At 69.2% G+C, this 23,125-nt stretch carries 23 protein-coding genes and 1 tRNA gene; 12 read left to right on the top strand and 12 right to left on the bottom strand.

Annotated elements, in window-relative coordinates:
• Nucleotides 1-167: 167 nt before the first annotated feature.
• Nucleotides 168-1,805, top strand: a complete 1,638-nt coding sequence (locus OG844_RS28340) for a hypothetical protein (protein WP_406394074.1) — start codon at nt 168-170, stop codon at nt 1,803-1,805.
• On the opposite strand, the gene OG844_RS28335 is transcribed toward OG844_RS28340, so the two are convergent.
• The 6 genes from OG844_RS28335 to OG844_RS28310 form a co-directional block, all read right to left on the bottom strand.
• Entirely contained in the window at nt 1,787-3,013 is a 1,227-nt protein-coding gene (locus tag OG844_RS28335; protein WP_406394073.1) for a hypothetical protein, read from the bottom strand. The genes OG844_RS28340 and OG844_RS28335 overlap by 19 nt on opposite strands.
• Nucleotides 2,949-3,602 (bottom strand): NUDIX hydrolase, encoded by a 654-nt coding sequence (locus OG844_RS28330; RefSeq protein ID WP_406394072.1) that lies wholly within the window; start codon nt 3,600-3,602, stop codon nt 2,949-2,951. Before OG844_RS28330 ends, OG844_RS28335 begins: the two co-directional genes overlap by 65 nt.
• Before the next feature lie 34 nt (nt 3,603-3,636).
• On the bottom strand, nt 3,637-4,467 hold the full coding sequence (locus OG844_RS28325) for an MBL fold metallo-hydrolase (protein WP_406394071.1): 831 nt from the start codon (nt 4,465-4,467) through the stop codon (nt 3,637-3,639).
• Nucleotides 4,464-5,360, bottom strand: a complete 897-nt coding sequence (locus OG844_RS28320; protein WP_406394069.1) for an NUDIX hydrolase — start codon at nt 5,358-5,360, stop codon at nt 4,464-4,466. Before OG844_RS28320 ends, OG844_RS28325 begins: the two co-directional genes overlap by 4 nt.
• Nucleotides 5,361-5,486: 126 nt before the next feature.
• Complete coding sequence (locus OG844_RS28315) at nt 5,487-5,957, bottom strand: RidA family protein (protein ID WP_329209624.1); 471 nt, start codon at nt 5,955-5,957, stop codon at nt 5,487-5,489.
• Entirely contained in the window at nt 5,957-6,115 is a 159-nt protein-coding gene (locus OG844_RS28310; protein ID WP_019992579.1) for a DUF4177 domain-containing protein, read from the bottom strand. The genes OG844_RS28315 and OG844_RS28310 overlap by 1 nt, the downstream gene beginning before the upstream one ends.
• Before the next feature lie 71 nt (nt 6,116-6,186).
• Here OG844_RS28310 and OG844_RS28305 point away from each other — a divergent pair, with 71 nt between their 5' ends.
• Both OG844_RS28305 and OG844_RS28300 read left to right on the top strand, forming a co-directional pair.
• Nucleotides 6,187-7,218: an ArsA family ATPase gene (locus tag OG844_RS28305; RefSeq protein WP_406394068.1), complete on the top strand. Its 1,032-nt coding sequence runs from the start codon at nt 6,187-6,189 to the stop codon at nt 7,216-7,218.
• Nucleotides 7,215-8,633 carry an ArsA family ATPase gene (locus OG844_RS28300; RefSeq protein ID WP_406394066.1) on the top strand — a complete coding sequence of 473 codons (1,419 nt, stop codon included), beginning with the start codon at nt 7,215-7,217 and terminating at the stop codon, nt 8,631-8,633. Before OG844_RS28305 ends, OG844_RS28300 begins: the two co-directional genes overlap by 4 nt.
• 44 nt (nt 8,634-8,677) lie before the next feature.
• Here OG844_RS28300 and OG844_RS28295 read toward each other — a convergent pair whose 3' ends face one another.
• Entirely contained in the window at nt 8,678-9,028 is a 351-nt protein-coding gene (locus OG844_RS28295) for a WhiB family transcriptional regulator (protein ID WP_329209618.1), read from the bottom strand.
• 989 nt (nt 9,029-10,017) lie between these two features.
• On the opposite strand from OG844_RS28295, the gene OG844_RS28290 reads away from it, so the two are divergent.
• The gene (locus OG844_RS28290) at nt 10,018-12,252 is read left to right on the top strand and encodes a transglycosylase domain-containing protein (protein WP_406394065.1); all 2,235 of its coding nucleotides are present in this window, start codon (nt 10,018-10,020) and stop codon (nt 12,250-12,252) included.
• Nucleotides 12,253-12,339: 87 nt separating this feature from the next.
• Here the strand turns inward: OG844_RS28290 and OG844_RS28285 are convergent, their stop codons facing one another.
• Nucleotides 12,340-12,804 (bottom strand): GatB/YqeY domain-containing protein, encoded by a 465-nt coding sequence (locus tag OG844_RS28285; RefSeq protein WP_351165615.1) that lies wholly within the window; start codon nt 12,802-12,804, stop codon nt 12,340-12,342.
• A 79-nt stretch (nt 12,805-12,883) separates the two neighbouring features.
• Here OG844_RS28285 and OG844_RS28280 point away from each other — a divergent pair, with 79 nt between their 5' ends.
• Both OG844_RS28280 and OG844_RS28275 read left to right on the top strand, forming a co-directional pair.
• Nucleotides 12,884-13,822 carry a metallophosphoesterase gene (locus tag OG844_RS28280; protein ID WP_406394064.1) on the top strand — a complete coding sequence of 313 codons (939 nt, stop codon included), beginning with the start codon at nt 12,884-12,886 and terminating at the stop codon, nt 13,820-13,822.
• 110 nt (nt 13,823-13,932) lie between these two features.
• Nucleotides 13,933-14,006, top strand: a tRNA-Pro gene (locus OG844_RS28275).
• A 92-nt stretch (nt 14,007-14,098) separates the two neighbouring features.
• On the opposite strand, the gene xerC is transcribed toward OG844_RS28275, so the two are convergent.
• From xerC to OG844_RS28260, 3 genes are all read right to left on the bottom strand, one after another.
• On the bottom strand, nt 14,099-14,905 hold the full coding sequence (gene xerC / locus OG844_RS28270; protein WP_406394063.1) for a tyrosine recombinase XerC: 807 nt from the start codon (nt 14,903-14,905) through the stop codon (nt 14,099-14,101).
• On the bottom strand, nt 14,890-15,276 hold the full coding sequence (locus OG844_RS28265; protein ID WP_406394062.1) for a hypothetical protein: 387 nt from the start codon (nt 15,274-15,276) through the stop codon (nt 14,890-14,892). The genes xerC and OG844_RS28265 overlap by 16 nt, the downstream gene beginning before the upstream one ends.
• A 65-nt stretch (nt 15,277-15,341) precedes the next feature.
• The gene (locus OG844_RS28260) at nt 15,342-15,548 is read right to left on the bottom strand and encodes a helix-turn-helix domain-containing protein (RefSeq protein ID WP_406394061.1); all 207 of its coding nucleotides are present in this window, start codon (nt 15,546-15,548) and stop codon (nt 15,342-15,344) included.
• Between the two features lie 400 nt (nt 15,549-15,948).
• Between OG844_RS28260 and OG844_RS28255 the strand changes: the two genes are divergently transcribed.
• A complete protein-coding gene (locus OG844_RS28255; protein ID WP_406394060.1) occupies nt 15,949-17,997 on the top strand; it encodes a PA14 domain-containing protein in 2,049 nt (682 codons plus the stop codon).
• A gap of 85 nt (nt 17,998-18,082) precedes the next feature.
• Here the strand turns inward: OG844_RS28255 and OG844_RS28250 are convergent, their stop codons facing one another.
• Complete coding sequence (locus OG844_RS28250; RefSeq protein WP_406396284.1) at nt 18,083-18,241, bottom strand: HAD hydrolase-like protein; 159 nt, start codon at nt 18,239-18,241, stop codon at nt 18,083-18,085.
• A 455-nt stretch (nt 18,242-18,696) separates the two neighbouring features.
• Between OG844_RS28250 and OG844_RS28245 the strand changes: the two genes are divergently transcribed.
• From OG844_RS28245 to OG844_RS28225, 5 genes are all read left to right on the top strand, one after another.
• Complete coding sequence (locus tag OG844_RS28245) at nt 18,697-19,080, top strand: VOC family protein (RefSeq protein WP_406394059.1); 384 nt, start codon at nt 18,697-18,699, stop codon at nt 19,078-19,080.
• A 369-nt stretch (nt 19,081-19,449) separates the two neighbouring features.
• Complete coding sequence (locus tag OG844_RS28240) at nt 19,450-20,712, top strand: LAETG motif-containing sortase-dependent surface protein (protein WP_406394058.1); 1,263 nt, start codon at nt 19,450-19,452, stop codon at nt 20,710-20,712.
• Between the two features lie 182 nt (nt 20,713-20,894).
• Nucleotides 20,895-21,590, top strand: coding sequence for an orotidine-5'-phosphate decarboxylase (gene pyrF / locus OG844_RS28235; protein WP_406394056.1), 696 nt, complete (start codon nt 20,895-20,897; stop codon nt 21,588-21,590).
• 70 nt (nt 21,591-21,660) lie between these two features.
• A complete protein-coding gene (locus tag OG844_RS28230; RefSeq protein WP_406394054.1) occupies nt 21,661-22,032 on the top strand; it encodes a VOC family protein in 372 nt (123 codons plus the stop codon).
• A 141-nt stretch (nt 22,033-22,173) separates the two neighbouring features.
• Nucleotides 22,174-23,022, top strand: a complete 849-nt coding sequence (locus OG844_RS28225; protein WP_406394052.1) for an NAD(P)H-binding protein — start codon at nt 22,174-22,176, stop codon at nt 23,020-23,022.
• The last annotated feature ends 103 nt before the right edge of the window (nt 23,023-23,125 follow it).

Genomic DNA, 23,125 nt, shown 5'->3' with positions numbered 1-23,125 from the left:
TCGCCACCACACTCAGCCGCGCCGTAGCGCGCCAGCTGCGCAGCCCCTCACTCAGTACCCGTCCGATCTCTTCTGCCCAATTTGCCCTCATGAGCCATCACCTCCTTGGTACGACTAAATCCGCAACTCCCCTCATTTCTTGATCATTTGAACCAGGAGGGAACGAAGTGAGACGTCTCAGCCCGCCCACGCCACCTCCGGCTTACGACTCGTACAGCGCGCTCCTGCGAGACCTCCGCACACTCAGAAAGCTGAGCCGGCTCAGCTTCGAGCAACTCGCCGCCGGATCCGTGAAAGCAGCCCTCGCCCACCCTGAATTGCTGCCCTACTCCAAGCCGACCTTCAGCCGGTTCCTCGCAGGCTCCGGGAGCGAGCGGCAGCTCGAAACGTTCGTCGTCGTCTGCGTCCGCGCGATCGAAACGGCGGGTGCCGTGCTTCCCGCCAGCTGGAACGATCGCGGGTGGTGGCATCGGCGCTGGGCCGCGGTGGGCCCCGGGAGCGAGCTGCGGCTGGAGAGCCAGGACGCCACCTGGGAGGGCGACGCTCTCGGGCTGCCGTACGGCTTCCCCGGCGTCCTACCGACCGTGTTCTGGGGCAATGTCGGGTCGGCCGCCCACCAGCTCGTCGAGCGGATGCGCACGGCGGGCAGGAACGACGACCCCGAGGGCGCAGTGGAGCTGGCGGACGAACTCACGCGGCGCTGCCCCGAAGGCCCCGGACTCTGGGCCGCGCGCCAGGCGGCCGCGTACTGGGCTGCGGAGGCTGGTCTGCTGCGCAAGGCGCGGCAGCTCACCTCGGATCTACTGCGTGCGGCACGCGAGGAGCTCGGCCCCGAAGCGCCCTTCACCCTGCTCACGATGCGACGGCTTGCCGACCGGGAGGCGGAACTCGGGAACCACCGGAACGCCGTGTGCGGCTACGAGACGGTGCTGCTCGGCTCCCCCGGCGACGAGAGCAGGCCGGACCAGTTGCTCGCCAGGCTCGGCTGGGCCCGCTCGATGGCGGAGCGGGGGCATTCCCACACTGCGTACGACGCACTTGGCCGATTACTGCCCGTGGTACGCGGCGTCTTCGGGCCCCAGCACCCCGCGCGGCTCCGGACGGAGCTCGAATTGGTGCGGGTCAGAGCGGTGCTGTCGGGTGCGCAGCCGCCGGGCCCGGGTGAGTACGTGGCGCTGCGGAGAGACTTCGAGACGGTCTTTGGCGACGGGCATCGGTACACCGCACTGCTGCGCGCGACCACCGCCGAGCAGCTCACCTACCTTGCAGTGCACGCGGGCGATCGCAAGGAGGCGCGGGCGCAGCGCGAAGTGGCGTTGGGGCTGTGGGAGAGGAGCCGGGCGAAGCGGCAGCACCACCCGGTCACCCTCGCTCTGGGCCTGCTCGGCGCCTCACTCTCCCTGTGCGACCAGGCTCTGCTCGATTCGGATCATGTACGGCTCCAGGCCCGTACCCAGGCGGTCTCGCTGTGCGAGATCGTGGTGCACGACTGCGTCAACGGGCGTGCGGCCCTCGGCAACCACCACCCTTACGAGGCAGCCGCCCGCAGCGTGCTCGGAGCCCTCCTGCCCGAACACGAACGGCACCGGGAGGCAGTCGAGCACCTGCTGAGCGCGGTCTCCATCTTCCGGCGCACGCTCGGGGCAGAGCACCCGGAGACCCTCGCGTCCCTGGCTGCGCTTGTGCGCACCGCCCCCGCCGGGCAGCCGGACGCCCTCTGCGTACCCCTGGCGCAACTGCTCGACGAAGAGAGCCAGGGGGCGCTGTACGGGCCCCTGTTCCGGCCTCAGGAACTCCCGGACTGAGCCGGCGGGGCGTGGCGGGCGGCCGTCAAGCCCTGGAAGACCCCCAGGGACTCACTCGACGCCATCGCCGCCGACGTCGTCCCGTAGGCCGTACTCCCGTAGCCCTGGCCATCGGCGGACCGGCGGCCGTCGAGCGTGGGCAGCAGCGTGAACCGGCCTAGCGCCGCGCCCCGCTCGACGCGCAGGACCATACGTGTGTTCCGGGTATCCGCCGCCTCGACGTGCCCCTCCTCGCGCAGCAGCTCCCCTACGAGACGGATGAAGCCCTCGAACTCTCCGGCCAGCCCGGCACTGTCGATCGGCTGCCCGGCCTCGTACGCAGAAACGGCCTTGCGGAGACGGTAGTGCGCGGGCTCACCCTTCAGGAGCGTCACAAGCCGAGCCGGGATCCTCGCGCACCGGTCCAGGCTCAGTGCCAGGAAGGGAAGCTCGAAGTTCTCGGATGCCCGATCGTGATCTCCCTCCCTCTGCCTCGGGAGTCCCCCGCCCAGCGGCAGGTCGATCATTCCCCAACGCAGGTCTCGCGCCTGCGGATAGTCGGTCGCGAGACCTAGCGCCAGCGGCACGTTGTAGCGGTAGCAGACCGCCGCCGTGTCATCGATCGCGTCCCAGTCAGCCTGGCTAAGCGCTCCCTCGTCGCGACTCAGGGTCGCCCACGCCCGCAGCCCGTCGAAGTACACCACCTCTTGGTCACTGATCCACTTGGTCACGAGCGCGCGCTCGCGTGGCGCGAGCGCGCAGTGGACGTTGGCCGGCGAGAACTGGAGTAGCAGTTGGGTACGGAACTGCTGAGCGAGCAGCCCCACATCGTATCCACGCCCGAAATCATGCCGGTTGGCGTCGAGGTACTCCACGTATCCGGCCGGAGGGAGACCTTCGACCCCCCGCTCCCGCTGGAGGGCGTGGATCTCCGTGAGGGACGCACGCCCCTGGCGCACGACCGGCGTCAGATGCCCGTCCTCGAGCAGCACAGACAGATCGCGGAGGACGGGAAAATTCCGTTCCCTGTCGGGCCAGAGCAGCTCTCTGAGGTGAGGGTTGTTGTTGATCTGCGAGTCGCCGACGAGCAACGGTCCACGGAACAGCGCGTGGCGTATCAGGTAACCCCTCAACTGCCATAAGGAACTCTCCGGTTCGCCTGTGTCAGGGGCCAGCCGGCCGTCCGGGTCGGCCTCCGTCGCATAAAGCTGCCCCACCGAGTCGATCACGCGCTTCGGCCCTCCCGAGGATGTAGTCCCTGGCTTGGTGCAGCAACACAAGGGTCACCGCGTCCCGTACATGGTCCTGAAAGTCCGGCCGGGCGGTGAGCAGATCGACCGAACGCGTCCCGACGATGACCTCGGACGGCTCGGGGGCCGGGCTCACCCCACCCTCAGTGTCGTCCAGCCACGCGATGAAGCAGTGGTGGGGGTGTGCCGCGAACGCCGGGTCCGGATGCACCACCCCAGTCGGCCACAGCTCCCCGGGCACAACGAGGCCGAGTTCCTGGGCAAGCTCCTTGCCGGCCACGGCCTCAGGGTCCAGCTCTGCGTCCCCGAACCCCATGACCGCCTCGGCCGACACTGCGCGCGCGGAGTGCCGGTAGACCTCCACCAGGAGCGCGTGACGCCCGCCGATGATGGGAAGCACCGCGACCGAGTACGGGGCCCGCCACTGCCAGCGCACGTACGTGCCCCGTACGCCTCGCGGCTCGAAGACCACCTTGTCGTCGTAGAGCCGCCCGTAACTGTTCTCGTAGACAACCCGCTCTTCGGCGATGCGGATCTCGCTGAGGGGCTCCGGGTTGTCCTGGTTCACACACACAACCTAACGCGACCTGAACGAGCGCCCCTCAGATAAGCCCGTGTTCCCCCAGGTACTCCAGCTGGGCAAGCACCGACAGCTCCGCGGCTGGCCACAGGGAACGGTCCACGTCCGCGTACACCGCCGCCACCACCTCCGCCGGTGTCCGGTGACCCGCTTCCACGGCCGTCTCCACCTGGGCCAGCCGGTGTGCCCTGTGAGCGAGGTAGAACTCGACCGCCCCCTGGGCGTCCTCCAGCACAGGGCCGTGTCCCGGGAGCACCGTGTGCACGCCGTCGTCGACCGTCAGCGAGCGCAGTCTCCGCAGCGTGTCGAGGTAGTCGCCGAGCCGGCCGTCCGGGTGCGCGACGACTGTCGTGCCACGCCCGAGAATCGTGTCGCCCGTCAGCACCGCACGGTCGGCGGGCAGGTGGAAGGAGAGCGAGTCCGCGGTGTGCCCCGGGGTGGGCACGACCCGGAGTTCGAGCCCACCGGTGGTGATCACGTCGCCCGCCGTCAGCCCTTCGTCGCCCAGGCGCAGCGCCGCGTCCAGGGCCCGCACCTTGGTACGGGTGAGCTCGGCGAAGCGTGCCGCACCCTCGGCGTGGTCGGGATGGCCGTGCGTGAGCAGCGTGAGGCCGACGCGCCGCCCGGACTTCTCCGCGGTGTCGATGACGGCCCGTAGATGTTCCTCGTCGAGGGGACCCGGGTCGATGACGACCGCGAGGTCGGAATCCGGCTCCGCGACGACCCAGGTGTTGGTTCCGTCCAGAGTCATCGCCGATGCGTTCGGCGCGAGGACGTTGATCGTACGGGCGGTGGCGGGCCCGGAGAGGACGCCGCCGCGGGGCTGTCCGGGCAGCGCTGCCGCGTCGCTCATGCGGAATCGCCTCCGGCGTCGCCGGTCGGGATGAGTTTGGTGAACTCCTCGTGCCCCGGCCAGCTCAGCACCAACGCGTCACCCTCCATACGGGCCTGTGCGAGCACAGGAGTCAGGTCCTGGGAATCCGCTGCCTTCAGCGCCTCTGCGGCCGTCCCGTACGGTCTCAGCGCCCGCAGCGTGGCCACGGTCGGCGGCATCATCAGCAGTTCGCCCTTGTCGTAGCCGTCGGCGGCCTCGCCCGGACGGATCCACACCGTCCGGTCGGCCTCGGTGGACGCGTTCCGGGTGCGCTGGCCCTCCGGGAGCGCGGCCACGAAGAACCAGGTGTCGTACCGGCGCGGTTCGAACTCCGGGGTGATCCAGCGCGCCCACGCGCCCAACAGGTCGGAGCGCAGGACCAGCCCCCGCCGGTCGAGGAAGGCGGCGAACGACAGCTCACGGGCCACCAGTGCCTCGCGGTCGGCCTCCCAGTCGGCACCCGTGGTGTCGCTCACGACGGTGTCGGCGGTGGGCCCTGCCAGCAGGACGCCCGCCTCCTCGTACGTCTCGCGCACCGCCGCACAGACGACGGCCTGCGCCTCGGTGACCGTCTCCACGCCCAGCCGTTCGGCCCAGTGCTCCAGGGACGGTCCCGCCCATGCCACGAGGTGGTCGTCGTCGCGCGGGTCGACCCCGCCACCCGGATAGGCGTACGCACCCCCGGCAAAGGCCATGGACGTACGCCGGCGCAGCATGTGGACGGCCGGACCGGCGGTGGCCGTCCCGGGCGGGCCGTCCCGCAGCAGCATCACGGTGGCCGCACGCCTGGGGTCCACGGCCGTCAGGTCGCCGCTGGCGAGGGCCCTGATCCGTGCGGGCCATTCCGGTGGGTACCACTGACCATTGGGCATGGCCGGAGGCTATCCGGAACCGCGCCGATGTTCGAGGGCTCCCCGGCTCCGTAACTGCCCCTTACACGCAGCATCCCGCCCGGTCACAGGGACCGGGCGGGATGCCAGGGACGGTGAGGGTGCGGCTCAGGCCTCGACGAGCTCGACCTGGACCTCGATCTCCACCGGTGCGTCCAGGGGCAGTACGGCGACGCCCACGGCGCTCCGCGCATGCACTCCCTTGTCGCCCAGGACCGCGCCCAACAGCTCACTCGCGCCGTTGACCACGCCCGGCTGCCCGGTGAAGTCGCTGGCCGAGGCGACGAAGCCGACGACCTTCACGACCCGGGCGATCCGGTCCAGGTCCCCGGCGACGGACTTCACGGCCGCGAGGGCGTTGAGCGCACAGGTCTTCGCAAGCTCCTTGGCCTCGTCCGGCGTCACCTCGGCGCCGACCTTGCCGGTCACCGCGAGTTTGCCGTCCACCATCGGCAGCTGGCCGGAGGTGTACACGTACACCCCGGACTGCACGGCCGGCTGGTACGAGGCCAGCGGCGGGACGACGCCCGGGAGCGTCAGGCCGAGCTCGGCGAGTTTCGCCTCGACGGCGCCCGCCACTACGGCTTCTCCCGCTTCAGGTAGGCCACGAGCTGCTCGGGGTTGTTCGGGCCGGGAACGACCTGGACCAGCTCCCAGCCGTCCTCGCCCCAGGTGTCCAGAATCTGCTTGGTCGCGTGCACGAGAAGGGGCACGGTCGCGTATTCCCACTTGGTCATGAGCCGACTGTAATGCCTGGCACAGGCGGCCTCGTGCGTAGCCTGCCTGCCGACTGGTTAGGCTCGAAGACGTGAGCAGGTTCCAGGTCGTCAGCGGCAAGGGCGGGACCGGTAAGACCACGGTCGCCGCCGCACTCGCGCTCGCCCTCGCGACCGAGGGCAGGCGCACCCTCCTCGTCGAGGTCGAGGGCAGACAGGGCATCGCCCAGCTCTTCGAGTCCGAGGCCCTCCCGTACGAGGAACGCAAGATCGCCGTGGCGCCCGGCGGCGGGGAGGTCCATGCGCTGGCGATCGACGCCGAGCGGGCCCTGCTCGACTACCTCCAGATGTTCTACAAGCTGGGCGGTGCCGGCCGGGCGCTGAAGAAGCTCGGTGCGATCGACTTCGCCACCACCATCGCGCCCGGCGTCCGGGACGTCCTGCTGACCGGTAAGGCCTGTGAGGCCGTGCGCCGCAAGGACAAGCAGGGCAGGTACATCTACGACTACGTGATCATGGACGCGCCGCCCACGGGCCGCATCACCCGCTTCCTCAACGTGAACGACGAGGTGGCGGGGCTGGCGCGGATCGGTCCGATACACAATCAGGCGCAGGCCGTGATGCGGGTCCTGAAGTCTCCCGAGACCGCCGTCCACCTGGTGACGCTCCTGGAGGAGATGCCGGTCCAGGAGACCGCGGACGGCATCGCGGAGCTCCGGGCCGCCGAACTGCCCGTGGGGCGGGTCGTGGTGAACATGGTGCGCCCCCACCTGCTGGACGAGGACGCGCTGCGCACTGCGTCGGGGGGCCGCCGCAAGGAGATCGCGAAGACGCTGACCAGGGCGGGCGTGACCGGTTCCGCCGGGCTCGTACGGCCACTGGTCGCACAGGCCGCCGAGCACGCCCAGCGGGTGGGCCTGGAGCGCGAACAACGCGCGGTGCTTGCCGGGCTGGGGCTCCCCACCGCCGAACTGCCACTGATGGGCGAAGGGGTGAGCCCCTCCGCGCTGTACGAACTGGCGGCGGAATTCCGTAAACAGGGTGTGGGCGACGAGTCGGTGGACGCTGCGGGGCAGGGGCCCGCAAGGGGCGCGCGGCGCCCCGGACAAGGGGTGGGTTCATGACGCTTGGCACGGACATCGCACCGGGGCTGGACACCGACGCGCTCCTTGACGACCCGGGCATCCGGATCGTCGTGTGCTGCGGCTCGGGCGGCGTCGGCAAGACGACGACCGCCGCGGCGCTCGGTGTACGGGCGGCCGAGCGCGGACGCAAGGTCGTCGTCCTCACCATCGACCCGGCCCGTCGGCTCGCCCAGTCCATGGGCATCGACCAGCTCGACAACATCCCGCGCCGGGTCGAGGGCATCGGCGGGGACGGCGAACTGCACGCCATGATGCTCGACATGAAGCGCACCTTCGACGAGACCGTCGAGGCGCACACGGACGCCGAGCGGGCCCGCGCGATCCTGGAGAACCCCTTCTACCAGTCCCTGTCGGCCGGTTTCGCGGGCACGCAGGAGTACATGGCGATGGAGAAGCTCGGGCAGCTGAGGGCGCGCGACGAGTGGGACCTGATCGTCGTCGACACCCCGCCGTCCCGGTCCGCACTGGACTTCCTGGACGCGCCGAAACGTCTCGGCTCGTTCCTGGACGGAAAGTTCATCCGGCTGCTGATCGCCCCCGCGAAGATCGGCGGGCGGGCCGGGATGAAGTTTCTCAATGTCGGCATGTCGATGATGACGGGGACGCTCGGCAAGCTGCTCGGCGGACAGTTCCTCCGGGACGTCCAGACCTTCGTCGCGGCGATGGACTCCATGTTCGGCGGATTCCGTACCCGAGCCGATGCCACGTACAAGCTGCTCCAGGCCCCCGGCACGGCGTTCCTCGTCGTGGCGACGCCCGAGCGGGACGCGCTGCGCGAGGCCGCGTACTTCGTGGAACGGCTGGCCGCGGAGGAGATGCCGCTGGCCGGTCTGGTGCTCAACCGGGTGCACGGCAGCGAGGCCGCGCGGCTCTCCGCGGAGCGGGCTCTGGCCGCCGCGGAAAATCTTGATGGCGTCGGCATTGTGGATCAGACGGCCGGGAAGGCTGGCCTTTGTGACCTGGCGGGCCCGGCGGCTGTCACCTCTCCCGAAGCCTCCGAGTCACCGCTCTCCCCCGAGCGGAACGAGCCCACGTCGCACGATCAGGAGCCGCACGACCAAAAGCCGCAGGAGCCGCACGACCAGAAGCAGCATGGCGCGAAGCCGCATGCCCAGTCCAAGGAGCCCGAGCACACGGAGGAGGACGACGCCTCCATCGCCGACACCGTTTCCGTCGAGCAGCTGACCGCAGGTCTGTTGCGACTGCATGCTGAGCGGATGCAGGTCGTCGCGCGCGAACAGCACACACGCGACCACTTCACCGCGCTGCACCCCGAGGTCCCGATGGCCGAGGTGGCCGCACTGCCTGGTGATGTGCACGACCTCTCAGGCCTTCGGACCATCGGGGAACGGCTCGCGGCCGGTTCCGTTCCCGCTCCGGCCGGAGCTGCGTAGGACCGCCGCCGGGCTCCCCTCACGGGGCCGCCCCGCGCACGGGTCTACCCGACGGCTGCGTACGTCTCGTGCAGTTCGTCGTCCTCCAGGCCGACCGCCGCGGGCAGCAAGCCCGTGGACCGCTCGTACTCACTGCGTGCGGTCTCCAGCAGACGACGCCAGGACGTGACTGTGGGCCGTCGGCGCAGCAGTGCGCGGCGCTCCCGCTCCGTCATTCCGCCCCATACGCCGAATTCGACGCGATTGTCCAGCGCATCAGCCAGGCACTCGGTCCGCACCGGGCAACCGGTGCACACCGCCTTGGCCCTGTTCTGCGCTGCCCCTTGTACGAACAGTTCATCCGGATCGGTAGTGCGGCAGGCTGCCTGCGCACTCCAGTCGGTTACCCAGCCCATGCCGGCGCCGTCCTCTCCCGAATCGAGGCTCCCCCACGGCGGTAGCGGCATATTCACCGCTGCCAGTTGAGGACGTTACGGAAGCAGGCGACAGCACAACACCCCCTTCGGGCCCAATCTTGAATGGCCCGAACGGACTATGCGTACGCGGCAGATCACCCAGGGGAGTGAGGTGAGGACATACGGGACCATCCCGGAAGAACTGGGACAGTAAACCCAAATCGCAACGGACATTCGGTGACACACGAGGCGAATTCGGGAACGCCTCGGCATGTGGCTGAGTTGCGCTGGGCCGTGCAGGGGGGTTGCTGCAAAACCGGACTGCTGTGACAGTTGAGAGCAGCTTAGGCCAAGGCCTGTATGCGTGTCCGGCGAATGAGAACGTAGACAGCGCACGTTGCTGTGCTGTCAGGTCCGCGGGATGAGCCCTCCGAACACGGCGCGGTCGTAGAGCCGCTGGTGCCACTCGTTGGCGTCCGGTCCTGGTGCAGTGGCCAGAACCGGGGCGGGCCCCGTCTCGATGAGGTGCAGGAGCGTCCAGGCGACGCCGTAGCAGTCGTCCGGTCCGAAAACAGGGGACGAGGGCCTTCGCTTCCTCTCCCGTGACCGGCCCGGCAATCGAACGAAGCGGCCGGTCGCGTCTGTCGATCTCTTCCTCGCTCGCGTCCCGGTCGGGCAGGGCCGTCGGCGACGAACGCACGCACTTCGGGTCTCATGGGCGAATGATCGGTTGCTCCCCTCGCGACGGGCAAGGCGTCTCCACTGGTCAGGCAGCCACCGTCACCTCACGCGACGCCGGGACCGGGCCGGCGTCGGACGTCCGTCCGGAACCCACGTGCCGACTACCACCCCGGGCGCCACTGCCGCGCACCCATCCACGTCGGGGCCTCGGCTTGCGGCCACGCACGGATGTCACGGTCTGGTACTCGAACGCTCCGAGGACCCCCCGCCCCCGCGGAACGCCGCCAACTTCGGATTAGGCTGCCCTCATGCCAAAGAAGCGCTCAGGCGGGGGTCTCACCACGACCCAGCAGGCCGCCAAGTTCCTCGGTGTCGCCGCGCTGTCCGGAGCTGTGCTGGCAGGCATCGCTCTGCCGGCCGCCGGAGCGCTGGGCCTCGCAGCCAAGGGGACGGTCGAGGGATTCGACGAGATCCCCTCCAACCTCAAGACTCCGCCGCTGAGCCAGCGGACCACGATCCTGGACAGCGAGGGCGGTCTCATCGCGACCGACTACTCCCGCGACCGGACCGTCGTCCCGCTCAAGGACATCTCCCCGTACATGCAGGACGCGATCATCGCGATCGAGGACTCGCGCTTCTACGAGCACGGGGCCGTCGACCTCAAGGGCATCCTGCGTGCGATGAACCGCAACGTGCAGGCCGGCGGTGCCGCGCAGGGCGCCTCGACCCTCACCCAGCAGTACGTGAAGAACGTCTTCGTCGAGGAGGCGGGCGACGACCCGGACAAGGTCGCGCAGGCAACCCAGCAGACCCTGGGCCGCAAGGTCCGTGAGCTGAAGTACGCGATCCAGGTCGAGGAAGAGCTCGGCAAGAAGAAGATCCTGGAGAACTATCTCAACATCACCTTCTTCGGGCAGCAGGCCTACGGCGTCGAGGCCGCCTCCCAGCGGTACTTCTCCAAGCACGCGAAGGACCTGAAGGTGGAGGAGGCCGCGCTGCTCGCCGGTCTCGTCCAGTCGCCGACCCGGTACGACCCGGTCAACGACACCGAGGAAGCGACCAAGCGTCGCAACATCGTCCTGCAGCGCATGGCGGCCGTCGGGGACATCTCGCCGGACGAAGCCGACAAGGCCATCGCCAACCCGATCAAGCTGAACGTCAGCAAGCCGAAGAACGGCTGCATCACGGCCGTCGCCGGTTCCGGCTTCTTCTGCAACTACGTGCGCCAGATCGTCCTCAACGACCCCGCCTTCGGGAAGACCGGCGAGGAGCGGGCCAAGCTCTGGAACCTCGGTGGTCTGACGGTCAAGACCACACTCGACCCGAAGGCGCAGCGGGCCGCCAACGAGGCAGCGACCTCGAAGGTGAACAAGGACGACAAGGTCGCCGCCTCGGTGGTGCAGGTCCAGCCCGGCAGCGGCAAGATCCTCTCGATGGCCCAGTCGCGCCCGTACGGCCTGGACCAGAAGAAGCACCAGACGATGCTCAACCTCGGCGTCAGCAACAAGATGGGCGGCAGCACCTACGGCTTCCAGGTCGGTTCGACCTTCAAGCCGATCACCGCCGCAGCGGCTCTGGAGAAGGGCATCAGCCCCGCTCAGAGCTTCTCCACCGACTGGAAGCTCTCGCTGCCGCAGGACTCGTACCGCACCTGCTCGGGTGCCCCCGCCGGCGGCGGCAACTGGGACCTGCAGAACGAGATGGAGTCCGAGAAGGGCTCCTGGGACATGACGGGTGCGCTCGGCAAGTCCATCAACACCTACTTCGCCCTGCTGGAGCAGAAGGCCGGTCTGTGCGAGACGGTCGAGATGGCCAAGAAGGTCGGCTACGAGCGGGGCGACGGCAAGGAGATCGAGGAGCACGCCTCGATCACCCTCGGCGGCGAGGTGAGCACCCCGCTGTCGATGGCCTCCGTGTACGCCACGTTCGCCAACCGGGGCAAGTACTGCTCGCCGATCGCCATCGAGGCGATCATCGACCCCGACGGCAAGAAGATCGACGTACCGAAGTCCGAGTGCTCCCGGGCGATGAGTGAGCCGACGGCGGACACCATCAGCCAGATGCTCAAGGGCGTGGTCGAGGACGGCACCGGCACGCTGGCCGGTCTCACCGACCGCGACAACGCCGGCAAGACGGGTACGACCAACGACCGCCTGGACGCCTGGTTCGTCGGCTACACCCCGAACCTCTCGACGGCGGTGTGGGTCGGCGACGACATCGGCGAGAAGACCACCAAGATGTACAACATCACCATCGGTGGTCAGTACTACGACAAGGTCTGCGGCGGCTGTCTTCCCGGTCCCATCTGGAAGATCGCGATGACCGGTGCGCTGAGCGCGTCGGAGACCCCGTCCTTCAACCCGATCTCGGTGCCGCGTGCCAAGCCGAAGGAGGACAAGGACAAGGACAGGGACAAGGGCCGGGACCGCGAGGACGACGACGACAAGCCGGGAACCGACGACCCGATCGGCGGCATCACCTTCCCGCCGGACATCATCGGCGGAAACGACGGTGGCACGCGCGGCGGCGGCAACGGTCCCTGACCCTTCGGGGCGGGCACAGACATGGAGGAGGGCGCCCCCCGGACCGGGGGGCGCCCTCCTTCGTCACTCCGTACGCCTCGCCGGCTCTCAGCCCGCGAGGAGCTTCTTCACCGTGGCGGCGACCCGGCCGCCCTCGGCGAGCCCCGTCACCTTCGGGTTCACGATCTTCATGACGGCACCCATCGCGCGCGGCCCCTCGGCGCCGGCAGCCTTCGCCTCCTCGACCGCGGCGGCGACGATGCCCGTCAGCTCCTCGTCCGTGAGCTGCTTGGGGAGGTACGCGTCGAGCAGCTCACCCTCCGCCTTCTCCCGCTCGGCCGACTCCGTCCGGCCGCCCTGCGCGAAGGCCTCGGCCGCCTCGCGGCGCTTCTTCGCCTCCTTGGCGATCACCTTCTGCACCTCGTCGTCGGAGAGCTCGCGCGACGTCTTGCCGCTGACCTCTTCCTTGGTGATCGCGGTGAGGGTGAGCCGGAGGGTGGACGAGGTGAGCTCGTCACGCGCCTTCATGGCCGTGGTGAGGTCTTCCTTGAGCTTGGACTTGAGCGTGGTCATGCGGCGATTGTGACAGGTACGGGGCACCTGCCGCCCGCCGGTTTTCCTCTCGCCGCACCGTGTCTGCGACGATGGGCGCATGCGCGCACGCTACGGAGTACCCCTGAAAGTCACGGCAGTCGGCGCAGCGGTCGGTGCCGCCGGCCTCGTGTACGCCGCCGGATTCGAGGCCCGCTCGTTCCGCCTGCGACGGATCGCGATCCCCGTACTCCCGCAAGGAGCACGGCCGTTGCGCGTGCTCCAGGTCTCCGACATCCACATGGTGAGCGGTCAGCGCAAGAAGCGCGCCTGGCTGCAGTCGCTGGCCGGCCTGCGCCCGGACTTCGTGGTGAACACCGGCGACAACCTCTCCGATCCCGAGGCGGTGCCCGAGCTGCTCGACGCACTCGGTCCGCTGATGGAGTTCCCCGGGGTGTACGTCTTCGGCTCGAACGACTACTACGGCCCCAAGCTCCGCAACCCGGCCCTCTATCTCCTGGAGAAGATGCAGGGCAAGCACGGCCTCAACGGAAACGCCCCGGCGGTGGGCGTTGTCCACAACCCGTGGGAACCGATGAGGGACGCCTTCGACGCGGCGGGCTGGCTCGACCTGTCCAACACCCGCGGACACCTCAAGCTGGACGGCCTCGAGCTCGGGTTCACCGGCCTGGACGACCCGCACATCAAGCGGGACCGCTACGCCGAGGTCTCCGGCGGCCCCGCAACGGGCGCCGACCTGTCGATCGGGGTGGTCCATGCCCCGTACCTGCGCTCCCTGGACGCCTTCACCGCAGACGGCTACCCCCTGATCCTGGCGGGCCACACCCATGGGGGCCAGCTCTGCATCCCCTTCTACGGCGCCCTCGTCACCAACTGCGACCTGGACACGGACCGGGTGAAGGGCCTCTCCAGCCACACGGTCGGCGACAAGCGCGCCTACCTCCACGTATCGGCCGGCTGCGGCACGAACCGCTACACCCCGGTCCGCTTCGCCTGCCCGCCGGAGGCGACCCTGCTGACACTGACGCCCCGCGACTGAGGGTGACCGGGCACTCACGGCGGCCTCGCGCCGACCGAGACAAAACCGGATTTCGCCTCCGGGCACCGGTGGGCTAAAGTAATCGATGTCGCCGGGCAACCGGTGGGCATCGGGGTGTAGCGCAGCTTGGCAGCGCGCTTCGTTCGGGACGAAGAGGTCGTGGGTTCAAATCCCGCCACCCCGACAGCTAAGTAGCAGGTCAGAGGGCCGGTACTGATTTCAGTACCGGCCCTCTGTCGTATCTGGGGGGCCAAACCGGGGGCCAAGGGCTGTCAATCAAGCCTCACCACGCGGGCGCCGGGCTTCGAAGTCGAAAATCTCATCCATCGCCTCGGCCCCCTGCGTGATCACTGGGCGGAGCTGTTTGCGGTAGACGGCCTCCGTCGTCGCCTGACTGCTGTGCCCTACCAACATGGCGATCCGTTCCAGCGGAATGCCGTGATCGGAGAGCAACGACACGAAGCTGTGCCGAAGCTCCCTGGGTGTCCACTCCGGCGCAAGACCCGCCTTCTTCACGATGGCCCGGAAGTCACGGCGCACATTGGCGGCGTCGAGGGGCTCGCCGCTTCGCGTCGTGAAGACGCGGCCCGCCAGGGTCCACTCGACCCCGTGGGATGCCCGCTCCGGCTTCTGCCAATGCAGGTGCTCTTCGAGAACCTCCACCACCTGCCGCGGGAGGGCATTCGTCCGCCGGCTTTTCCTGGTCTTGGTCTCCCCGTGGCGTCGAACGGATCGCCACACCGGGACGTGCGGGGGGACCTCGCTTTCGGTGGCAAGGTAGACGTGGTCCCAGGTGAGAGGGCGCGCTTCCTCCGTGCGGACCCCGCTCAGAAGCGAGAGCACAAGGTAGGCGTACAGCCGCGAGCCACGTGCGGCAACCAGCACCGCCTTGGCCTGGTCCAGGTTCAGCGCCTTACTCGGTCGGCCCGGTCGCCCCTCAGGCACGGTGACGAGTGCGGCTACGTTGCGCACCGCCTTGTCTCGTCGCTGCGCATGCTCGATCGATCGGCGCAGGACGGCGAGGACGTCCCTGAGAGTTCTGGTGGACAGCTCGTCGGCCCGGCCCGTCAGCCAGTCGTCCACATCATCGACGCTGAGATCTTCAGCTTTGCGCGGCCAACGAATGGGATCAGGTGCTTGGTCGCGAGCGTGCGGTTCTTGCCCACTGTCTGCTCGTCGCGCCCTTTCAGCCCGCGCTCAAGCCAGTCGTTGACGGCGTTGGCGACCGTGTAGTTCGCGGGTGTACGTGCGCCAGCCTCGACTTCCTTCTTCAGGTCACGGATCTTCCCTCGTACCTCAGTCTTGGTCTTGCCGTACACCTTGGGCCGCAGACGCCCACCGTCCGGTGGATAGCCGAGCGAGACTGCGCCCACGAACCGGTTCTTCGCACCATCCCAATAGATCGTGTCTTCACCGTGCCCGGCCCTACGCGCAGGCTTCGGATTCGTCGTCACTCCGGTTGTTCCTTTCAAGGGTGAGGCCGCGCCAACGTGGCGCGGCCTCCGGAAAGTGCTGAGCTCTAGGCTGCGGATTCGGTCTTGAGGAGCTCGATGTACTCCTCGATGTACTCGGTCGGGATGAGGCGACGACCGACCTTGACGGTGCGGAGTCGCCCCCGTCGGATCTCCTCGAAGGCTGTGGCGCGCGCGAAGCCGAGCACGAGCGCAGCAGCATCCACCCGGAGCAGCCGGCAGGTGGGGGTCGTCTGAACAGTTGTTGAGGTCACGGCTCTCCCGGGGTTCGACGTCCCTTGGTCCCAGAGGTCCGCTACATCCGCTACACCGCTACATCGCAGGTCAGCGGCATGATTTTTGTAGCGGAGGGGTCGGTTGCACGGCGAGCGCACCTAGTAGTGCTTCGTGAGGTCTGCTGATCTTGCCTGGTCGGGGGCATGGCGGAGCGATGTGGCCGGCGCAAGTCGATCCATCCGATGGCCGAGCGGTTGCCGTACGGGAACATGCGCGCCGCGCCGCTACGGCTGACGTCCACCGGTACGGCCGACGCGTGGCGAACGTCCGTCAAAAAGGTGAGCGGGCGGGGCAACCCTGCCCTCGCCTCATGAGTCACACAGGCGTCACCCGTTTCACGTGCTTTCCCTTGGTCCAGAAGGGGCCCCACTCTCTGTGATGACTCGTACCCGGCTGTCCGCGCTGGCCGCGACGGCCGCGCTCGCCACCACCGGCGGCCTGATCACCGCCTCCCCCGCCTCCGCGGCGGTCACCTGCGCCTCTCCCGTCTGGAAGGCGCAGTACTTCGGCAACTCCACCTTCAGCGGCACGCCGAAGCTCACCGCCTGCGACACCGCCATCAGCGAGAACTACGGGTACGGCGACCCGGCCGGCGTCACGCTGCCCAAGGACAACTTCTCCGCCCGCTGGTCCCTCACCCGGGACTTCGGCTCCGGCGGCCCCTTCCGGCTCTCCGCCGCCACGCAGGACGGCATGCGTGTCTACGTCGACGGCGAACGGAAGGTCGACCTGTGGAAGAACGTCTCCACCACCGCCCGCAAAACTGTCGACCTGAGCCTGTCGGCCGGTAAGCACACGATCCGCGTGGACTACGTCGCCTGGACCGGCGTCGCCAACGCCGCCTTCACGTACGCCCCGCGCACCGAGTCCGCCGTCGACAGGGTCAAGCCGCTCGCCCCGGCCGGCCTTACCGCCGCGTACAACCGGGACACCGCCAAGACGACCCTGCGCTGGGCGGCGAACAAGGAGATGGACCTCGCCGGGTACCGCGTGTACCGCCGGCTGAGCGCCACGAGCTGGGCGAAGGTCAGCGGCACGTCGCTGCTCACCTCCCCGTCCTTCGTCGACGCGCCGCCCGCGACCGGCCAGACCTTCCTGTACGAGGTCCGTGCCGTCGACAAGGCGGGCCGCGAGTCCACCGGCAGCCCGGACGTGACGGCGACGACCGTGGACCGCACGGGCCCGGTGGCCCCGACCGGTCTCACGGTCGTCAGCGACGCATGGTGGGCCGCCCTGAACTGGCAGGCCGTCGCCGACGCAGCGAAGTACGAGGTGTACGCCTCGTCCGAGGCCACCGGCCCGTTCGCGCTGCTCGGCACGACGACCACGACGTCGTACCGCACCGACGCGCCCCCGAACGCGAACCGGTACTACCGCGTCCGCGGTATCGACGCGGCCGGCAACCCGGGGGCGTACGCCACGGTCACCGGCGACGGCGTCGACCGTACGCCGCCGGATGCCCCTACCGGCCTCGGCGCCGACGTCCGTGGCTACACCGACGTGTACTGGAAGCAGGGCGGTGTCCGCTGGATCGAGGACTTCGACAACGGCGGGCACTACCGCGTGTACCGCTCGCTGGGCAAGACCTTCGACCCGGCCACGGCCACCAAGGTGACCTGCTCCGATGAGAACAGCGACGAGACCAGCACCGGCGGCATCTGCCGCGACCTGACCGCGCCGGACGGCACGTACGTGACGTACGCCGTCACGGCGGTGGACCCGGACGGCAACGAGTCGGCGCACTCCGCGCCGCTCGTCGTCCGCACCGGCGACAACGTGGCGCCCGGGCCGGTCACCGGCGTGAAGGTGACGCCGCGCGGCGACGGCATGGTGGTGAGCTGGGCCGCCTCGACCGAGGACGACCTGGAGAACTACTGGGTGTGGACCGGCGAGCGGCAGGCCGACGGCACGGTCAAGTGGCTCGGCCCGTACACCTGCTGGGACGGCCAGAGCGACCCGCTCGCGACCCTCTGCGGCGACCTACCGGACGGCGAGACGGGCGTGTACGCGGTGACCGCCCGGGACCGCTGGGGCAACACGCTGCACCCGAGCGACCCGAAGGTCACCGTCATCGACGCCACCGAGCTCGACGTCCGACCGTCCGTGACGGTCACCCGGGACTGGGACCTCGGCAGCGTGAGCCACAACTCGCAGGTCCATTCCCCGCCCGCCCTGGCCGTCAACTGGCAGTGCACCAATACTGCGCTCTGCGACACGGTCACCGGCTACCGCGTGAGCCGGTGGAATCCGGCGACCGAGAAGTACGAGCCCCAGCATGCCGGGCTGCTGCCGGCGGACACCCGGTCGTGGGCAGACAGCACGGCGACGAAGGCGAACACGTACTTCTACACGCTGGAAGCGGTGCGCGCCGACGGCAGCGTCGCGGGCACGTTCGTGTGGACCTGCCTCTTCCAGGACCGCGTCTAGCTAGACCGTTTTGCCTTGCAGTACCTCGGTGGCCTCCGCGATGCCCGGCACCTTGACGTCGGGCTCTCGGAGGCCATCGGCCCATTCACGACCATTGGCCACCCAGAGTGTCCGCCGGCCCCGCTGCCCTCGCCCCACCCATGTCCGTCTCGGGGTTGTCGCCGCCCATCCACCCGCCAGCGCTGAGCGACGCACCGCACTCCGCCGCCGCAGCCTCGAAGAGACGGCGCTCCGGCTTCCGCACCCCTAGCTCACCCGAGACGCAGATGCCGTCGAAGAGCGGGGCCAGACCGGCCGCAGCGAGCTTGGCGAGGCCCCCATCCGCGTGACCGCACCCAAGGGATAACCTGCTCGCCCGCTTCAGGACACGGGAGGCCCTGTGCACAACGTCGCCTCCCTCGTGCCGGGCCCTCTGTACCTGTATTGCCTCGTGGTTCTCGTGTGGGAACTGGACCGTCAGACCCGTGGGCGGAACCCCAGAAAGCCGTGGATCTGCTCCGCTGTCGTGGCGATCGCTCCTGCCGAACTGCTCGGCGGCTGAGTTCCTCACCGCACGGCAACGCCACCGCACTTGGGCGTAATAGCCGCGCTGCCCGCCGGTGCGTCCGCGGCGGACCGAGGGCACGACGAAAGTGGGCTGGTGCCGTCTTGCCGCTACTCGGTAGCGGACCGAGCGGTGCGTCAGGCAGGATCTCGCGCATGGTTTCGGTAGTGCAGAACGTGGCGATCGACTGTGCGGACGCCTATGAGCTGGCGCGGTTCTGGAGTGAGGCGCTCGGTTGTCCGCTGCATCAGGATGACAAGCCAGGCTCTCCGGAGACCGAGGTGATGCTGCCCGAGGGTCCGCTGCTGCACTTCAACCAGGTGCCGGAGCCGAAGACGATCAAGAACAGGTTCCACCTGTGCCTGCGTCCGGAGACCACGCGCGAGGAAGAGGTCGAGCGGCTGTTGAAGCTCGGGGCCACCCTCGTCGACGATCGCCGGGAACCCGACGGTGCCGGCTGGGCCGTCCTCGCGGACCCCGAGGGCAACGAGTTCTGTGTTCTCCGCAGCGAGGCCGACCGCGCAGCGATGTCCTCTTGACGCTCCGACACGCAACGGCCGGATGCTCCGCAGCAGTTGGTCACAGCCATCCGTCGACCGCAGCGACGAGGACGGTCGCTTCGTAGCGTCGCTCTCGGACCACCCCCACTGCGGGGGCGGCGCCGGGGAGGTCGTGGGACGACGCTTCCAGGGCCATGTGGCGTTCCTCACAGCGAAAGCGTACGCGGTGAAAGCAACTGCACCCTTTCGCCTTTTCTGTCTGTCCCGGTGCTGCGGTACCAGCCGGAACGGGTGAAGAAATCGTGATGAGTGATCGTTGTCGCGGCCATACGATCACCTCAAGTCGCATCTGCGTGTCCCATTCCGCTGCGACCCCTTCTTTCTTTTTTCGGACCCCGAAGGGCTCTTGTGAAGATTCGCCGGATTCTTGCCACAGCCGTTGCCGCCGCAGTGACCACACCTGCCCTCCTGCTGTCGGTCAGCCCCGCATTCGCCGACGACAAGCCGGCTTCGCAGACGCAGGAGAAGCCCTCCATCGCGGAGTTGGAGAAGGCCGCAGCAGCAGCGCAGGCGGTGTACGACGCCGCCGTGGCGGCCGAGAGCGCGGCCACGGAAGCTCTGGAAGCGACCATCTCCGACACGTTTCCCCTGACCGTGGCCGCCAAGGCCGCCGAGCAGGCGGCTGCGGAGGCCGCCACCGCGAAGACCGCCGCCGACCAGGCGGTCGTCGACGCCAAGGCGGCCGTCGACGCCCTTCCGGAGACGGCCACCGAGGAGGAGAAGACCGCCGCGGCGACGGCTCTCACCGAGGCGGAGGCCGCAGCAGCGGCAGCCGGTGTGGCCAAGGCCGCCGCCGACGCCGAGGTCGTGGAGGCCTGGGACGCGCGCGACGACGCGCGGGTCGCCGCGGTCCGGGCGCTCGACACGGCGCAGAAGGCGACCAAGAAGGCGCTCGCCGACAAGAAGGCCGCCGACGAGGCGCTGGCCAAGGCGAAGGAAGAGGAAGGCGAGGAGGGCGAGGACTGCGTCCCCGAGGCCAAGCTCACCACGGTCGTCACCGGTCTGCCGTCCACAGTCGTCGCCGGCACGAAGGTCAACTTCAAGCTCCGGGTGACCAACGGCACCAAGAAGACGATGGACGAGGTGCTTCCCTTCGCCTACGTCCACGCGACCGACAAGAGCGGCTTCAACGACATCGACGACCTGGTGCACCTGCAGTGGTCGTCCGCCTCCTCCTCGAAGTGGGAGACCGTCGACAACGAGCACTACATGGACGCCATCAGCCCGCTGAAGGCCGGCGCGCACGCCGACGTGAAGATGCGCCTCACGATCGACGCCTCGGCCCCCGCGGGCAACGGCGTCACCTTCGTCGCCGGTGACTACTTCAACGACAACGGCACCTGCGGCGGGACCCCGGACCTCGAGGGCTACGAGTTCCTGATCGCCGCCGCCGGCACCAAGCCCGGCAAGGTCGACGACGCCAAGCCCACGACGACCCCGGACCTCACGCCGCAGAGCGGCGCGTCGGCCAGTCCCGTGAACGGCAGCCTCGCCGCGACGGGCTCGTCCTCCGCGACGTCGCAGCTCGCCCTCGCGAGCGGCGCGGCCCTGGCGATCGGCGCGGGCGCCGTGTTCGTCGCACGCCGCCGCAGGGCCGGCTCCCACGCCTGACGCATGAGCGGGGGTGCCGACCAGGCACCCCGGCCCGCACGTTGACCGCACCACGGGCCCGACACCGAACGGTGTCGGGCCCGTCGTTGTGACACGGGCGATTCGGAGTGCGGTACGAAGGGCCCGTAGCACGCAGCACAGGCCCTGTTCGCGGCCCGCGTGCCCTGCACGAGAATGGCTCCGTGGAACGAACCGGTCCGATCATCGTTGCCCTGGATTTCGACAGTCGCCGAGCTGCTGAAGCGGTCGTCGACCGGCTCGGTGACGAATGCCGTTTCTACAAGGTCGGGCTGGAGTTGCTCACGGCGGCGGGCCCCGACCTCGTCAGGCGCCTTGCCGCACAGGGCCATGAGGTGTTCCTGGACCTGAAGCTCTTCGAGATACCGAACTCCGTTGCCGGGGCGGTCCGTGCCGCAGGTGCGCTGGGCGCGTCGATGGTGACGGTCCACAGCATGGGCGGCACCGGCATCATGGCCGCTGCGGTGGCCGCGGCCCGAGACTTTCCACGCCTGCGTGTCCTGGCCCTGACCGTCGTCACCAGCATGACCGGCACCGACCTCGCCGACATCGGAATCGGCAACTCTGCCGAGGAGCAGGTGCTGCGCCTGGCGGGGCTGGCGGAGAAGGCCGGATGCCATGGCGTGATCGCATCGCCGCAGGAGATCGCGCCGTTGCGCGGCATGCTGGGCCCCGACTCCCTCATCGTCACCCCGGGAGTCACGCTGCCCGGTGAGTCCCGGGGCGGGCATGCCCGCCCCGGTACACCGCGTACCGCCATCGCCGCAGGTGCCTCGTACATCGTCGTAGGGCGGTCGGTCACACGAGCGGCAGACCCCGCGACAGCGCTCCAGCGGGTCCGCTCGGCCGCGGGGCTGTGACCCAAGCACCTGCATTCCAGGCGCCGTTCGGGAAGACGTACCCGGTCCATCACAAGGCACACTGGCCGACATGCCCCTCTCGCTGCATCACCTCGTCATCGACGCCCACGACCTGCCCGCCCTGGCCCGGTTCTGGGCCGAGGTGCTGGGCTGGCGCATCCTGTCCGAGCGGGAGCGGGAGGTCGTGATCGGGGCGGACGAGTCCGCCCCGGTGGGCATCTGCTTCATGCCGGTGGCGGACCGCAAGGTCGTCAAGAACCGTCTGCACCTGGATCTGACCAGCGGTGCGAAGGACCGGGAGGCGGAGATCGAGCGCGTCCTGGCACTCGGCGCCCGCAGGGTGGACGTCGGGCAGAGCGGCAGCGAGTCGTGGACCGTACTGGCGGATCCGGAGGGGAACGAGTTCTGCGTTGTCCGGCCGAAGGAGACCCTCATCGGCTAGACCCTGGTGGGCCTTAACCAGGGAAGCCTGCCGCCGGGTTGCGCGTCAGTCGCACTCCTCCTGTGCAGAAATCACCGCCTCGTACGCGACAGACGGGCCTTGCGGACAGCATCTGACCTAATTCCTTCCTAGGGTCGTGCCATGACACAGACGCAGAAGATTCTCGTCACCGGCGCAACCGGAACTGTCGGCCGCCAGGTCGTCGCCGAACTGGTCTCCCGCGGCCACGCGGTCCGCGCCCTCACCCGGGATGCGTCGAAAGCCGCCTTCCCGGCCGGCGTCGAGGTCGTCCAGGGCGACCTGACCGACCCCGACAGTCTGATCCCGGCGCTGGACGGCGTCACCGGCCTCCACCTGATCACCTTCGGCGCCTACTTCACTCCGCTGGAGACAGGCCCGCGGATCATGGAGCTGGCGCGCACGGCCGGAGTGCGCCGGGTCACCGTGCTGCACGGTGGCGGGTCGTCGCCGCTGGAGGACACCGTGCGTGCCGACGACGATGTGGACTGGACGGTGCTCATGCCGGTCGAGTTCATGGCCAACGCCCTGGAGTGGGCGGGCGGGATCGCGGCCTCGGGCGAGGTTCGCGAGCCGTTCGTGTCCCGGCTCAGCGCCATGGTCCACGAGGGCGACATCGGCTCCGTCGCCGCGGTCGCCCTCACGGAGGAGGGACACGGAGGCCAGGAGTACGTGCTCACCGGCCCCGAGCTGCTGACCGTCGGCGACAAGGTGGCAACGATCGCCGCCGCCCGGGGCGGGGAGATCGCCCTGGTCGAGCTGACCGAGGAGGAGGCAGTGGCGCAATGGCGGGCAGCGGGCCACCCGGAGGAGGTCATCGGCTTCCTGCTCGAGGCGTACGGGAACACTCCGGAGGTGGGCCGTACGGTCGTCGACACGGTCGAGAAGGTCACAGGACACCCGGCCCGCACGTTCACCCAGTGGGCTGCGGAGCACGTGGACGCCTTCACGGCGCAGCCCCTCGCGTCTTAGCCCTGCGCCGGATGAAGCACCGTACGACAGCCGGCCGACGGACACCGCAGAGCTGCGCCGCCCGGCGCGGACGCGGGCGGCGCAGTGACGTGTGCACGGCCGG

The organism is Streptomyces sp. NBC_00887, assembly GCF_045207585.1.
This window is presented reverse-complemented; position numbering and strand designations above follow the sequence as displayed.